This window comes from Paenibacillus sp. FSL H7-0942 (genome assembly GCF_045040715.1).
Taxonomy (GTDB): Bacteria; Bacillota; Bacilli; order Paenibacillales; family Paenibacillaceae; genus Paenibacillus; species Paenibacillus amylolyticus.
On record NZ_CP150279.1, the window covers coordinates 4,880,022 to 4,894,167 of the forward strand.

Consider the following 14,146-nt stretch of genomic DNA (forward strand, 5'->3'; position numbering starts at 1 on the left):
CACAGCAAAACAGCAAAAAGCCCGCAGCTATCACACTGTGGACTTTTGACTTGATCTATACTTGATTGGAACGGAAATCATACGTTTAATTTTTTTTACTGCGCACTTCGAAAATAGCAAATTTCAGGTAATGTCCTTCGTCCACGCCCAAAATTTGTGGGTGATCCTTACCGGCTGCTTTCCAGTCGATCAAACGAAGCACTTTGCCTGCATCTTCCGCTGCATCGGCAATCGTATCCAGGAAGAGGTCTGGACGCATGTGATACGAACAGCTGGCTGTTACCAAATATCCACCCTCATTGACCAGTTTCATTCCTTGCAAATTGATATCTTTATAACCGCGACATGCACCTTTAACTGCTGATTTCGTTTTGGCAAATGCAGGAGGATCAAGGATGACCACATCAAATGTTTTACCGCCAGCTGCCAGCGCTTTGGATGTATCCACTTTCTGTTCGGCTGCACGTGCACGTGCGGTACGTTCATCCAGTCCCTTCACTTGTTCACGCAAGTACTGGAATGCATCAGCAACTACGAATTCAACCCGGTCAGTGAAACCGTTCAGCTCCACATTTGTTCGTGCACTCTCAATGGCATGCTCCGAAATATCAAGACAAGTCACTTTTTTGGCTCCATACTTGCAAGCATTCAACGTAAAGCTACCCGTGTGTGAGAAACACTCCAGAACAGTGGCACCATCCCAATATGGGAATGTAACTACCTTACCGCTTTTATTCACAGGCAAGAGCTGCTCTGTGCCATCCTGCTCAGTCGTTTGAAGTGTGATTCCACTCTTGTAGCCCCAACCCTTCATGAGCGGTTCGATGGCTGCACGATTCTCACGTTGGTCGAAGAAGTAACCTGTCTTCTGCCCTTCCACGATATCCACTTTAATGAGTAGTCCATTCTCTGTAACAGTGACATGCCGTGGGCACTCTCCATGCAGCGGACCTTTGGTCTGCTCCAAACCTTCCAGTTCACGAATCGAGACATCACTGCGCTCGTATATGCCTTCCGGCTGCATTACTTCAATGAGTGCCTGTACGATGGCTTCACGGCAACGATCCATGCCAAGTGTAAGCAACTGTACAACGAGAATGCTGCCGAATCGGTCAACGATTAATCCTGGCAGAAAATCAGCTTCGCCGTAAACGAGACGGTATGCCTCTCCATCCTGGATAAAACGTTCCCGGTGACGCAAGCAATCGCGGAAACGCGCTGCAAAAAACGCGGTGTCCATCTGTTCGGACTCCAGAGGTTGATACGCTACAACTCTTACAGTGATTTGAGATGCGGGATTGTAATATCCTGTCGCCAGATAGCGACCTTGATGATTCAATACATTGACCAGATCTCCCGGTTCCGGGTTTCCGTCAACAGAGGCAATTTCATTGTTAAATATCCATGGATGTGCATGTTCAAGCCGCTTTTTGCGACTGCGTTCGAGTGTAACTGATGGCAAGGTAGATCCACTTCCTTTAATTTAATAGTTCAAAAGATAGGTTTGGTGCGGCGCGCAGGTGGCGTTCCGGGTTCGAATCGATCTTCCGATCGCTGTTGTCTCCAGATTTTTTTGAACTCCCTTTTCTCAAAGGGAAAATCCGGGGATAAAGGCGAGCGCTTCGCTTCTTCGGTAACAATTTCGTCTTCTTCGCTACGTTTGCACGAATCACCGTATCTTTCGAATTGGGGTGCAGCAATAGGTGACGTTCCGGTTACGAATCAATCTTCTGATCGCTGTTGTCTCCAGATTTTTTTGATTCCCTTTCCTAAAGGGAAAATCCGGACACAAAGGCGCACGCTTCGCTTCTTCAGATTCAATTTCGTCCCCTCCACTACGTTTGCACGAATCACCGTATCTTTCGAATTGGGGTGGGGTAATTTAGGTCGCTTCCCTCTGAATTCCTTTAGGCTTGTCATGGTTGTCTTTTCTTACTCATAGGATGAGTTAAGGAACCGGACGGAAGGAATGATGTTTCTATGTTTAGAGATGTGATATTGCCCCTACTCTATGGGCTTATTATCTTTTTTGGTGGCATGAAGCTGATGGAAACGGCCTTGCAGCGCATGGCTGGGCCCATGTTGGCGGGTTGGCTCAATCGCGCCACCTCTGCTCCATGGAAAGGCATGGCCTTCAGTGCAGGCGCAACAGCCCTGTTACAGAGCAGTACTGCGGTCACCGTACTCACCATTGGACTGGCTAATGCCAGATTAATTACCTATGGACGAACACTTGGCATCATCCTCGGCACCAACATCGGGACATGCCTGACGACGGAGCTGGTGGGACTGCAGATCGGACGTGCTTCCCTACCGCTACTCGTCCTGTCGCTAACGGGCTGGGCCATGTTTGTTGTTCTTGGTGAACGCAATCTGGCCGCTCCTGAACGCACGCGTCAGACTCTGTTTAACATCCAGTACAGTTTCCTCGCAGCTGCGGGATTTGCACTTGTTATGACAGGCATTCAGGTGATGCAATCCATTGCCTTACCCTTGCGGAGCATGGGCGTATTTCAATGGTTTCTCGACCGCTCTGCCGACAGCTTGTGGTGGGGCTTCCTGGCAGGTGCCTGTCTGACAGCGCTCATTCACAGCAGCGCAGCTGTCATTAGCATGGCGATTACGCTGGCAGCCACAGGGGTATTGCCTGTGGAGATCGGCATCGCCATTGTGATCGGGTCCAATGTGGGGACCTGCATCACCGCTGTGATTGCTGCCGCGGGCGGAGCATCCGCAGGCAAATTTGTCGCAGCCTCCCATGTTGTATTAAACATTGCGGGAGCGCTGCTGTTTATGCCGCTGATCGGCCAGCTGCATGCAGCTTCGGCCTGGCTGTCAGCGGACTACGGGGCACAGATTGCGCATGCCCAGACCCTTTTTAACATCACCAGTTCACTGCTTGCTTTACCGTTCTGTTACTTGCCAATCTGGCACAAAAAACCACCGGTCCACGCCCCCGCGGCGAAGTCACCCGTGGCTTGATGATCTGCCTGTCCAGACCCACAGAGCGCGCGGCTAACTGACTCGAACAATAATGCCGTTATACGTTAATGCCTAACTTGTTCAGGGCTACACGCAAGATATCATCGTTATTATCATATCCGCTCTGTTGCTGTAAGGACCATGCTTCTTCCGGAGCATACCAATCCACACCTTTGATTTCTTCAATCTGAGGCTGTAGATCACCACTCTCGGCTTCAACGAGATAATAATGAACTTCCTTGTCCACCGGGCCAAAGTCTGCATGTTGGTACGTGTAAGCAATGATATCAACCGGCTCTACAATGCGGCCCACCATACCTGTCTCTTCCAAAATCTCGCGCAGTGCCGTCTGTTCGATTGTTTCTCCATCTTCCATTTTGCCCTTGGCGAGAGTTGTTTTACCATAACGATCTACGATAAGCTGAATTTGAAGACGTCCGTCTTCCCCTGTTCTATAAACAACTCCGCCTGCTGAAATTTCTTTTTTGTTCATCGTGCTCTCCCCCATCAACTTCGATATCTTTATCTTATTTTTTGCAAAAGAAGGACCTCATCTCCCCGGGTAAGCTCCCCAAGGAAATGAAATCCTTGTTTCTGACGCCTCGATCACATCGCGGCGGACTTAAGATTCTCTTCCAACACACGTACCAGCGTAGCCTGACTCTCGTTGACGCCGGCTTCAACCACTTTGACTCGGCACACTTTACCGACCATATCCATCGATCCGTCAAAGACCAGTTGAATGTAGTTGTCGCTATAACCGTGCAGCTTGCCACTTCCCTCGCGGCCTTTGGCTTCCCCTTCGGGAATAACATCCAGTACCTGTCCGACAAACTGCTCAGCGTACTCCAGCTGCATCTGCTCAGACAAGTCAATCAGTTCATGCACACGTGCATTTTTGACTTCTTCGTCCACCTGATCTTCCATTCGTGCTGCTGGTGTACCCGTACGCTTGGAATAAGGGAATACGTGCATTTCGGAAAAACCGATCTTCCGCATCAACTCATAGCCATTACGGTACATCTCATCCGTCTCACCTGGAAATCCAACAATGATGTCTGTTGTAATCGCTACATCTGGCATTGCTTCCCGAATGCGAAGCATTTTTTTGTAAAACTCTTCTGTCGTATATTTACGGCGCATGCGTTTCAACACCGTATCATCACCCGCTTGCAGCGGAATATGAAAGTGACGAACGAGTTTATCGGAACGTTTGATCACGTCGAGCATGCGGTCATCGATCTGACTGGCTTCAATCGAGCTGATTCGAATACGCTCCAAACCCTCTACCTTATCCAAATCCCACAGCAGATCGGTCAGATCATAGTTCTCCATGTCATCGCCATACCCACCTGTATGAATACCAGTCAGAACAATCTCCTTGTATCCGGCGTGTACGAGTTGATGCGCCTGTTGAATAATGCTGTTCGCCTCACGGCTGCGTGAGAGACCACGCGACCACGGAATAATGCAGAATGTACAGAAGTTATTGCAACCATCTTGAATCTTCAGGAATGCGCGGGTACGGTCAGCAAAATCCGGTACGTCCATTTCTTCAAATACACGGGTTTTCATAATATTACGCACCGCGTTAACCGGTTGACGGGACTCCTGAATTTCATTAACGTATGGTAAAATCTTGTCACGGTCCTGTGTACCGATAACCAGATCCACCCCTGGGATGTCCAGAATCTCTGCCGGAGAAGTCTGCGCATAGCAGCCTGTAACGGCCACAATCGCCTCCGGGTTGCGCCGAATGGCACGACGAATAATTTGACGGCTCTTTTTGTCGCCGGTATTGGTTACTGTACAAGTATTAATCAAGTATACATCCGCTGTCTGTTCATCAAAGTCCACTTGATCGTAACCTTCGTTTTTGAACAATTGCCAAATCGCCTCTGTATCATAGAAATTAACTTTGCAGCCTAAGGTGTAAAACGCCACGGATGGCATAATTACATTCCTCCCATTTCTCCGGATTCATATAGCACGCAAGTTAGTGCTGCCATTCCAGCTGTCTCAGCACGCAAAATGCGTTTGCCCAGTCCAACAGATACAGCACCTGCCTGATCAGCCTCTGCCGTCTCCTTCTCAGAAAATCCACCTTCCGGTCCAACCACGATCAAAACTTCTGCACTTGCATCAGGTGCAAGCTGCTCTATAAACGGCTTCAGTGCATCTCTCAGCTGTTTACCGTTTTCTTTCTCATAACAATAACATACCAGGCTATAGCCCTCAAAAGAAGATAATAGCCCTTTCCAGGAAAGCGACTGTTCGACGGATGGAATACGATTCCGGTGACTCTGTTCGGCAGCTTCCTTGGCAATTTTCCGCCACCGCTCCAACCGTTTGCCTTCTTTCTTGGCATCATATTGCACAATCGTACGCTCTGATAGGAAGGGTACAAATGATACCGCCCCAATCTCAGTACATCTCTGGATGACTGTTTCCATCTTGTCACCCTTGGGCAAACTCTGTGCCACGGTTACACGAATCCGTGCTTCATGGTCCATCTCGAGAGGTTCCACAATATTGGCTGTCACTTGGCCCACTTCAATACTCTCAATTTCCACGAGTGCTTCTCTGGAGTTTCCGTCACTGACAATCAGTTTATCTCCAGGTTTACCACGCATGACCTTGCCAATATGGCGTGCATCATCACCTGTGATAATCACAGCGTGTTCAATAAACTGTTCTGCAGATACAAAATATCGCTGCATTAGTCAATCCACCCATTCTGTCCTGTTATGACTGGAATTCACCCCGCCTGATGACAGGCGTGAATCCAATCGCCACAGATGATCATACAACTTTTACGTGTTTCTGACCAGTATTCCGGTCCATAAACAATGCGCTTTTAGCGATATAATTCGATAATCACCTTTGCCAGATCCACATACATCGTTTGCGCAAACTCATACAAAGGTTGAATCGTCACATTTTGCAACGGAGGTATAACAAGAATCAATAGGAAGATAAAAATAGACCATTGCTCCACCCCTTGCAGCTTGCGGCTGATTGAAGGTGGCAGTAGATCCTCTAGAATCCGATAACCATCCAGTGGTGGCAACGGAATCAAGTTAAACAGGAACAGGAAAAAGTTGGTTAAGTTAAAGATAGCAAAAAACGTCGTGATTGCTGTGAGCAGACGCTCATTATCAATCCCACCGAGTGCTCCCGAACCAACCAGTGAAGCATAGATGATTGTACCGATGATCGCGAGCAAAAGATTGCTCAGAGGCCCTGCTGCAGATACGATGATGCCCATCAATCTAGGTTTGTCGAAGTTAGCCCGATTAACGGGAACTGGACGTGCCCAACCAAAGCCGGCAATAATGAGCAGCAGCACACCTAACAAGTCAAAGTGTACAACCGGATTCAGCGTGACCCGACCCAACAGCTTCGCTGTTGGATCACCAAATTTGTTAGCAAAATACGCATGCGAGAATTCATGCACCGTAAATGCGATCAGAATGGTCAGCAGGAAAAACGGAAGCTGATCGATCGGATAACGAAAGAACGAATTCCAGAAGTCCATACGTTACCCCTTTCTGGCTACAAACGCCAGCCAATCCTCATCACGGTGGATCGCACTCACTTCAAATCCGGAGGCTACCAGTGCATCATGCACAACCTGCTCTTTGTTCTTCCAAATGCCGGATACAATATAGGTGCCACCAGACTCAAGCGCATTATAGACATCGTCTACGAACAACAAAATGATCTCAGCCAGAATGTTCGCCACGACAACCTTAACCGGCAGTTGTACACCAAGTGCAGGGTCCTGACTCCCAAGGACGGACAACAGATCACTCTCTTTAACCGTAATTTGTTGCTCCAGCCCATTCAGTTCCACATTCTCCCTGGCACTAATTACGGCAACTGGATCAAGATCGAGCGCCAGTACATGTTTTGCCCCAAGTTTTATCGCTCCAATAGCCAAAATACCAGAGCCTGTACCTACGTCAATAACTTCCTCGCCGCCCTGAATAACCGTTTCCAGTGTGCGCAAGCAGAGGGAGGTCGTTGGGTGGGTTCCTGTACCAAAAGCCATGCCTGGATCAAGCTCAATAATTTTCTCATCCGGACTTTCTGGCGTATACTCTTCCCACGTTGGCTTGATCGTCAGACGTTCCGATACACGTACCGGCTTGAAATATTGTTTCCAGGCTGTTGCCCAGTCATCTTCATCCACTGTACGCGTCTCATAACGAACCTCGCCTGTATCAATTCCGAATTCGGAGAGTTCCTCAACTCTCGGATTAACTTCTAACTGTAATGCAACCATATCCGTACCTTCGGAGAAGTACCCTTTGATGACTGCAAAACCTTCCGGAATATCATTCAAAGGAACGTCGTATAACTCACCATATGTCGTGTCCCGTTTTTTATTTAAAGTACCGGACTCTTCAATCGAAACCCCTCCAGCACCCGCTTCATGTAAAAAATTAGAAATCATCTCCACAGCTTCTTCTGTGGTATGTATTGTTAGTTCATGCCATAACATACTTGGTTTTTCCTCCTCATTTTTCAAACATCCCAACTATTGTACTACACATGCTAGCCGGAGCACAAAGCCGCACCAGTAAAAGAAAAACAAAACAGGATATCCGCAGCCTGACTGCTCGAATATCCTGTCATCTATTCATACATATCTGTTTCATATACTTTAGCATATTGCATAATTTGAATCTCAGTTAGCAAAAACGCCCACCATTCTGCGTGATCATCTCTGCGGCTTGCGGGAGCGAATCATTGGATACGGACACGGTCAGCAAAATTTCTTGTTTTAGCCTGTTGGCCGAGTCCTCTTTGGGTGTATCATACACCTGACCATTGGACAACATTTCCGTTTCATCACTAATCAAGGCAAGTACATTCAGTTCGCCACTAAATCCTCCGACGACGGCCGTAGGAGAATTATCGGAGCCCGTAACATCGTTTGAGTCCAATGCAGACGCTTCATTGCCAAGGCTCTCAATGCTTAATTGGTTCGGGTGCAAAAATTCCAGGGCTCTGCGTGCAGACTCGGCCTCAGTCCAGCTTGTAAAAACAGCTTCGAGGGTCACTGCCGAGCGATCTTCAGTCATGAAGCTCCCGTCCCTGTCTTCGATCAGCCGCTTCACTGCGGCGTAGTGCTTCAATATCTTCATGATCCGCAGCTTCAGCGCTGAATTCTACGTCCTCATTTTTCGCGGATTGCATACGTTTCATCTTTTCCGTTTTCGTTAAAATCTTGCCTGGACGTTCATGTTCTGCCATTGTAATGCTCCTCCTTCAAATTAAAATGAACTAATATTTGTTACACTGTAAGACTCCGATTGTAGCCCCATCCTCCGATCGCTGTTATCCCCAGATTCCTTCAACTCCCTCCTTAAAGGGAGAAATCCGGGGATAGCGTATGCTTCCGAAGTAGCTTTCTTGCGAAAGCTTTTAGGCGAACGCTTCGCTTCTTCAGATTGGTTCTACACTCTCCGTTAAAGTGTAATTCTCTGTTCATCTTATATCGATTTCTTGAAACTAGATCATTCCACCGGCTTGTTCGATAATAGACATAGCGCGGTGATGTACCGATTCATCTACGATGACAGTTAGCAATACATCTCTTCCTGTAGGTCCACCCTGTCCACCATCACTCATGCCACTTGCAGAAGGGTCCGCTGCAGCCATGATTCCAGCACTGGCATTTGTTTGCATCGAATCGGGCACCCATGATGAAAAACTGCCGGAAACGCCCGGCTTGTAGGAAGCCCCGCTTGGTCCCACTCCCGCATATCGGCTGAATCGATTAATTGACAGGTCCTCCACTCGCAATGCCTCCAGTTTTTTGGCTGCCCCTTGAGCCTGCTCCGGGCTGTGAAAGTACGCCAAAATATTTTTCTCGGTCATCCGCTTCACCTGCTTCCCTAATTTCTCGCATATCAGCTATGCATATCATTCTCGCCATGCTATCTTTCCGCAAGTTCGCTCAGAATATACCGAAATGCTCCCACAAATTGCTGTCGTTCTTTGTAGCATAAATCCATGGATTTCACAAAAAACACTGAACCACTAAAAAAGGCGTACAAAAAAAGGACACCCCGCGGTAAAAACCGCTGTGGTGTCCTTTTGAACTTGCTTTATTTTATTCTCAGTCGCCGCGGAAGGCGCGTTTGACTCTATCAAAGAAAGATTGTTCATGCTCATGTGTTTGCTCTCCATCCAGCGAAGCAATTTGGCGAAGCAGATCTTTCTGCTCGTCATTCAGCTTACTAGGTGTAACTACAACCACTTTCACATGTTGATCCCCTTGCCCCATACCGCGCAGGCGTGGTACGCCTTTGCCTTTGAGTCTGAAATACGTTCCCGTTTGTGTACCAGCTGGGACTTTCAACTTGACTTTCTCGGTCAACGTTGGGATCTCAACTTCATCTCCCAGAGCTGCCTGAGCAAAGGTAAGTGGGATTTCGCAATAAATATCGTCGCCTTCACGCTCGAAGAAATCATGTGATTTCACGCGAATGACAATATACAGATCTCCAGCTGGTCCGCCACGCAGGCCTCCCTCGCCTTCACCTGTCATACGCAGTTGCGCGCCATCATCTACACCCGCTGGAATGCGGACATGGATTTTGCGTTGCTTGCGAACTTTACCGCTACCACTGCACGTTGTACATTTTTCTTTGATAATTTGGCCCGAACCGCTACAGTTCGAACATGCACGACGATTAACCATACGACCAAACGGTGTATTTTGCACGACTTCCTGCTGACCGCTACCTTGGCAGACCGAGCAGGTTTCCGGTTTCGTTCCAGGTTTGGCACCTGAGCCATGACATGTATCACAGCCTTCGGTACGCGGAATCGTAATATCGGTTTCTTTACCGAATACAGCTTCCTTGAACTCAATTGTCATCGTGTACTGCAGATCATTCCCGCGTTGCGGAGCATTTGGATCACGTCGTCCACCGCCACCGCCGCCAAAGAACATGTCGAAGATGTCGCCAAATCCGCCGCCGCCAAAATCACCGCCACCACCGAATCCACCTTGATTTGGATCGACATGACCATATTGATCATATTGTGCACGCTTCTGACCGTCACTCACTACGTCGTAAGCTTCTTTAACTTCTTTAAATTTAGCTTCCGCATCAGCAGCCTTGTTTACGTCAGGGTGATACTGACGGGCAAGCTTACGGTAAGCCTTTTTAATTTCATCGTCGTTAGCCGTTTTACTAACGCCAAGCACCTCATAATAATCACGCTTTTCAGCCACTCTTCCACCCCCATATCATTCACCATATCGCACATCGTGACAAAAGGAAAGCCAAAGCGCGGGAGCCCCGGCTATGACTTTCCCTCTAATTCGAACGTCACCGATGTTTAATTCGCGTAGAACTACGAATTAGTTTTGTTTTTTATCTTCATCCACAACTTCGTAATCAGCGTCTACGACGTTGTCACGTTTAGCAGAACCTTGTTGCTCTTCAGTACCTTGTGCTTCTTGCTCTTGCGCCTGAGCTTGCTCATACAGTTTCACGGACAGTTGTTGAACGATCTCTGTCAGTTCTTCTGTAGCAGCTTTGATATCTTCCAGGTTGTCGGAAGCCAGAACGCCTTGCAGTTTTTCTTTGGCAGCATTTGCTTTTTCAACTTCGCCAGCATCTGCTTTTTCGCCAAGATCTTTGATCGTTTTGTCAACAGAGTAGATCAATTGATCTGCACTGTTTTTCGCTTCAACGAGTTCTCTGCGTTTTTTATCTTCTTCAGCGTGCAACTCAGCATCTTTCATCATTTGCTCAACTTCAGCATCGCTCAAACCGCTGGAAGAAGTGATTGTGATTTTTTGAGTTTTGTTCGTACCTTTATCTGTTGCAGATACGTTAACGATACCGTTGGCATCAATATCGAAGCTGACTTCGATCTGTGGAACGCCACGTGGAGCTGGTGGAATATCACCCAACATGAAACGTCCAAGCGATTTGTTACCCGCTGCCATCTCACGCTCACCTTGCAGAACATGAATCTCAACGCTTGGTTGATTGTCTGCATACGTGGAGAACACTTGAGATTTGCTTGTAGGGATCGTAGTGTTACGCTCGATCATTTTAGTGAATACGCCACCCGCTGTTTCGATACCCAGGGACAATGGCGTTACGTCGAGCAATACAACGTCTTTCACGTCACCTGTCAGTACGCCCGCTTGTACAGCAGCACCCAAAGCTACAACTTCATCCGGGTTAACGCCTTTGTGTGGCTCTTTACCCGTCAGTTTTTTGATTGCTTCTTGTACTGCTGGAATACGTGTCGAACCACCAACCAATACGATCTTGTCGATATCGTTAGGCGTCATACCCGCATCACTCAATGCACGACGAGTTGGTTCAAGCGTACGCTCAACCAGACCTTCAGAGATTTCTTCAAATTTCGCACGGCTCAGGTTCAACTCCAAATGCTGAGGAACGCCATCAGCAACTGTGATGAACGGCAAGGAGATCGTTGTAGTCAATACGCCGGAAAGTTCTTTTTTCGCTTTTTCCGCTGCATCTTTCAAACGTTGAACCGCTGCTTTATCTTTACTCAAGTCAATGCCTTGATCTTTTTTGAATTCACTTACGAGGTAATCAATGATCACTTGGTCAAAGTCATCCCCGCCTAGTTTGTTGTCCCCACTAGTTGCTTTAACTTCGAAGAAGCCATCACCCAGTTCAAGAATGGATACGTCGAACGTACCGCCACCCAGGTCATATACGAGGATCGTTTGGTCTTCGGATTTCTCCATACCGTATGCCAAAGCTGCTGCTGTTGGCTCGTTGACGATACGCAGAACTTCCAAACCTGCAATTTTACCCGCATCTTTAGTCGCTTGGCGCTGACTGTCATTGAAGTAAGCTGGTACAGTGATAACTGCTTGAGTTACCGTTTGACCCAGATAAGCTTCAGCATCGGATTTCAATTTTTGCAGGATGATTGCAGAGATCTCTTGTGCGGAGTAGTCTTTGCTATCGATTGTTTCCTTGTGGGAAGTACCCATGTGACGTTTGATCGACATGATGGTACGATCCGGATTGGTGATGGCTTGACGTTTTGCTGTTTCACCAACAACGCGCTCTCCATCTTTTTTGAAACCAACTACGGATGGAGTTGTACGTGCGCCCTCCGGATTTGGAATTACGACAGCCTCGCCGCCTTCCATTACTGCTACGCATGAGTTTGTTGTTCCTAAGTCAATACCAATTACTTTGCTCATCCGAAAATTTCCTCCCTCAACAATTTAAAATGAATGGGTCTGATCTGACCCTTATTTAGATGTTCATGTTGCTAATCGTGCTCTATGTGTACAAACCTTTATATTAAACTTCGCCCACATTGTTCAACCATGGAGCCGACTCATTCCTTCCTATCAGGAATTTATGAGCTGACTTTAACCATAGCTGGACGAAGCACTTTATCTTTCAGCATGTAGCCTTTTTGGACTTCCTCAACAACGATACCTTCTTCGTACTCGTCGCTCTCCACTTGCATAATTGCTTGGTGGAATTCAGGATTGAACGGTTGTCCTACCGATTCCATAGCCGTCAGACCTTCATTATTCATCACGGTTTCCAATTGACGGAAAATCATTTGGATGCCCTTGGAGAAAGATTCGACCTCTGCTCCTTCCGGTACAGTAGCCATGGCGCGCTCGAAGTTATCAATAACCGGTACCAGTTCGGTGACCAGCTTCATCGAAGCGTATTTAGCCAATTCTTCTTTTTCCTTCTGCGTACGACGACGGAAGTTATCAAAATCAGCCTGTGCACGGACATAACGCTGTTGTTGCTCCTCGGCTTCTGCCTTCAGACGTGCAAGCTCATCCTGCTCCTGACCAGCCATCTCTTCAGCTTGTGCTTCTGCAGCGCCAGCTTCATTAATAGGCTCCTGCTCAGTTGCTGTTACCTCTTGTTCTTCTGTAAATGATTGCTCCTCTTTCAAGATGTTCACCTCCTTATACGAATGAAATGGTTCATTCCCGAATCTTATTTGAAACGATGTGTTAGCATCGCCGTCAAGTCACGGGATAGTGTATTTAAAATATGAATGACACGTGCATAATCCATCCGCGTGGGTCCTAGAATACCGATCGAACCCAAAGCCTCACCGTCCAATGAATAGGAGGCTGTAATCAGGCTGCAGTTGGCAAAGGCTTCATGATCATTCTCAGTGCCGATTCGCACTTGAATACCAGATCCACCCGGCACGGGCATCATCAATTTCATGAGTGTTGGTGTCTCTTCCAGCAGGTCAAGAATATCTTTTACCTTTTCGATATCTTTAAACTCCGGTTGAGTCAACATATTGGTGGCACCACTGAGGAACAGACGATTATCATGTTCATTGTCAAAGGCACTGTTGAGCACCTGCATAACTTCCTCATAACGTGTAATATGCCGTTCCATCTCTTGCCCAAGTTCGGTATAAAGACGGGATTTCAATTTGTAGATTGGTACGCCCACAAGTTTGGTATTTAACAAGCGAACCACATTTTCCATCTCAGCTACCGAGATTTCTGGTGGAATCTGAACCGTCTTGTTCTCCACTTGACCTGTATTGGTCACGATAATTGCCACAGCTTCACTCTCGTTCAACGGAAGCAATTGGAAGTGACGTAAGGACGTATGGAATACTTCCGGTCCAAGCAGGATCGAAGTATAATTCGTCATATGTGACAAAATATTGGATGCATGCTGAATAACTTGTTCCATGACGTTCAATTTTTCAGCGAAGAACGACTTGAGATCATCCAATTCCTGAGGCTCCACCTGATTCCAAGGGACCAAATGATCGACATAATATCGATAGCCTTTATGGGATGGAATTCGTCCTGCCGATGTATGCGGCTGTTCCAGGAAACCCATATCTTCAAGGTCCGCCATTTCATTACGGATCGTCGCCGGACTGTATCCAACATCTCCCCTTTTGGAAATGCTCCGGGACCCTACGGGCTCAGCTGAACGGATATAGTCATCCACTATAGCGTTCAGAATCATTCGTTGACGCTCTGTTAACATGGTGAGTATCCCTCCTTCTGACTGTACTGTCCCATGTCGTTAGCACTCCGGTTAGATGAGTGCTAAGCGGTAATACAAAAATACCAAACTGACGTGAACATTGTCAAGTGAGTTTGATGAGTGGGCTCATCTAT

14 protein-coding genes are annotated in these 14,146 nt (G+C 47.4%); 1 reads left to right on the plus strand and 13 read right to left on the minus strand.

Annotation, left to right across the window (positions count from 1 at the left end):
• Positions 1–85 precede the first annotated feature (85 nt).
• Positions 86–1,462, minus strand: a complete 1,377-nt coding sequence (locus MHI48_RS21720; protein ID WP_076328111.1) for a class I SAM-dependent rRNA methyltransferase — start codon at positions 1,460–1,462, stop codon at positions 86–88.
• A 518-nt stretch (positions 1,463–1,980) separates the two neighbouring features.
• Between MHI48_RS21720 and MHI48_RS21725 the strand changes: the two genes are divergently transcribed.
• Positions 1,981–2,982 (plus strand): Na/Pi cotransporter family protein, encoded by a 1,002-nt coding sequence (locus MHI48_RS21725; RefSeq protein ID WP_076328112.1) that lies wholly within the window; start codon positions 1,981–1,983, stop codon positions 2,980–2,982.
• Positions 2,983–3,040: 58 nt separating this feature from the next.
• Here the strand turns inward: MHI48_RS21725 and MHI48_RS21730 are convergent, their stop codons facing one another.
• The 12 genes from MHI48_RS21730 to hrcA all read right to left on the minus strand — a co-directional run bounded on the left by MHI48_RS21730 (position 3,041) and on the right by hrcA (position 14,012).
• On the minus strand, positions 3,041–3,475 hold the full coding sequence (locus MHI48_RS21730) for an NUDIX hydrolase (RefSeq protein WP_036615070.1): 435 nt from the start codon (positions 3,473–3,475) through the stop codon (positions 3,041–3,043).
• Between the two features lie 113 nt (positions 3,476–3,588).
• A complete protein-coding gene (gene mtaB, locus MHI48_RS21735; RefSeq protein WP_076328113.1) occupies positions 3,589–4,935 on the minus strand; it encodes a tRNA (N(6)-L-threonylcarbamoyladenosine(37)-C(2))-methylthiotransferase MtaB in 1,347 nt (448 codons plus the stop codon).
• Between the two features lie 2 nt (positions 4,936–4,937).
• Positions 4,938–5,702, minus strand: coding sequence for a 16S rRNA (uracil(1498)-N(3))-methyltransferase (locus tag MHI48_RS21740; RefSeq protein WP_076328114.1), 765 nt, complete (start codon positions 5,700–5,702; stop codon positions 4,938–4,940).
• 137 nt (positions 5,703–5,839) lie between these two features.
• Positions 5,840–6,520, minus strand: a complete 681-nt coding sequence (locus tag MHI48_RS21745) for a site-2 protease family protein (protein ID WP_036668570.1) — start codon at positions 6,518–6,520, stop codon at positions 5,840–5,842.
• A 3-nt stretch (positions 6,521–6,523) separates the two neighbouring features.
• Positions 6,524–7,489, minus strand: a complete 966-nt coding sequence (gene prmA, locus MHI48_RS21750) for a 50S ribosomal protein L11 methyltransferase (RefSeq protein WP_036668569.1) — start codon at positions 7,487–7,489, stop codon at positions 6,524–6,526.
• A gap of 190 nt (positions 7,490–7,679) precedes the next feature.
• Positions 7,680–8,072 (minus strand): hypothetical protein, encoded by a 393-nt coding sequence (locus MHI48_RS21755; RefSeq protein ID WP_036668568.1) that lies wholly within the window; start codon positions 8,070–8,072, stop codon positions 7,680–7,682.
• Positions 8,065–8,244, minus strand: coding sequence for a YfhD family protein (locus MHI48_RS21760; RefSeq protein WP_017687220.1), 180 nt, complete (start codon positions 8,242–8,244; stop codon positions 8,065–8,067). The genes MHI48_RS21755 and MHI48_RS21760 overlap by 8 nt, the downstream gene beginning before the upstream one ends.
• A 258-nt stretch (positions 8,245–8,502) precedes the next feature.
• On the minus strand, positions 8,503–8,871 hold the full coding sequence (locus MHI48_RS21765; RefSeq protein ID WP_017687219.1) for a hypothetical protein: 369 nt from the start codon (positions 8,869–8,871) through the stop codon (positions 8,503–8,505).
• Between the two features lie 241 nt (positions 8,872–9,112).
• Positions 9,113–10,237: a molecular chaperone DnaJ gene (dnaJ, locus tag MHI48_RS21770; RefSeq protein ID WP_036615086.1), complete on the minus strand. Its 1,125-nt coding sequence runs from the start codon at positions 10,235–10,237 to the stop codon at positions 9,113–9,115.
• A gap of 129 nt (positions 10,238–10,366) precedes the next feature.
• Positions 10,367–12,211, minus strand: a complete 1,845-nt coding sequence (dnaK, locus tag MHI48_RS21775) for a molecular chaperone DnaK (protein WP_076328115.1) — start codon at positions 12,209–12,211, stop codon at positions 10,367–10,369.
• A gap of 161 nt (positions 12,212–12,372) precedes the next feature.
• The gene (grpE, locus tag MHI48_RS21780; RefSeq protein WP_036668567.1) at positions 12,373–12,936 is read right to left on the minus strand and encodes a nucleotide exchange factor GrpE; all 564 of its coding nucleotides are present in this window, start codon (positions 12,934–12,936) and stop codon (positions 12,373–12,375) included.
• 44 nt (positions 12,937–12,980) lie between these two features.
• Positions 12,981–14,012, minus strand: coding sequence for a heat-inducible transcriptional repressor HrcA (gene hrcA / locus MHI48_RS21785; RefSeq protein ID WP_036615092.1), 1,032 nt, complete (start codon positions 14,010–14,012; stop codon positions 12,981–12,983).
• Between the last annotated feature and the right edge of the window lie 134 nt (positions 14,013–14,146).

Bases quoted from the DNA above. Each gene is read 5' to 3' on its own strand.
- MHI48_RS21725 (WP_076328112.1), top strand. From the start codon at position 1,981: ATGTTTAGAGATGTGATATTGCCCCTACTCTATGGGCTTATTATCTTT.
- MHI48_RS21730 (WP_036615070.1), bottom strand. From the start codon at position 3,475: ATGAACAAAAAAGAAATTTCAGCAGGCGGAGTTGTTTATAGAACAGGG.
- mtaB (WP_076328113.1), bottom strand. From the start codon at position 4,935: ATGCCATCCGTGGCGTTTTACACCTTAGGCTGCAAAGTTAATTTCTAT.
- MHI48_RS21740 (WP_076328114.1), bottom strand. From the start codon at position 5,702: ATGCAGCGATATTTTGTATCTGCAGAACAGTTTATTGAACACGCTGTG.
- MHI48_RS21745 (WP_036668570.1), bottom strand. From the start codon at position 6,520: ATGGACTTCTGGAATTCGTTCTTTCGTTATCCGATCGATCAGCTTCCG.
- prmA (WP_036668569.1), bottom strand. From the start codon at position 7,489: ATGTTATGGCATGAACTAACAATACATACCACAGAAGAAGCTGTGGAG.
- MHI48_RS21755 (WP_036668568.1), bottom strand. From the start codon at position 8,072: ATGACTGAAGATCGCTCGGCAGTGACCCTCGAAGCTGTTTTTACAAGC.
- MHI48_RS21760 (WP_017687220.1), bottom strand. From the start codon at position 8,244: ATGGCAGAACATGAACGTCCAGGCAAGATTTTAACGAAAACGGAAAAG.
- MHI48_RS21765 (WP_017687219.1), bottom strand. From the start codon at position 8,871: ATGACCGAGAAAAATATTTTGGCGTACTTTCACAGCCCGGAGCAGGCT.
- dnaK (WP_076328115.1), bottom strand. From the start codon at position 12,211: ATGAGCAAAGTAATTGGTATTGACTTAGGAACAACAAACTCATGCGTA.
- hrcA (WP_036615092.1), bottom strand. From the start codon at position 14,012: ATGTTAACAGAGCGTCAACGAATGATTCTGAACGCTATAGTGGATGAC.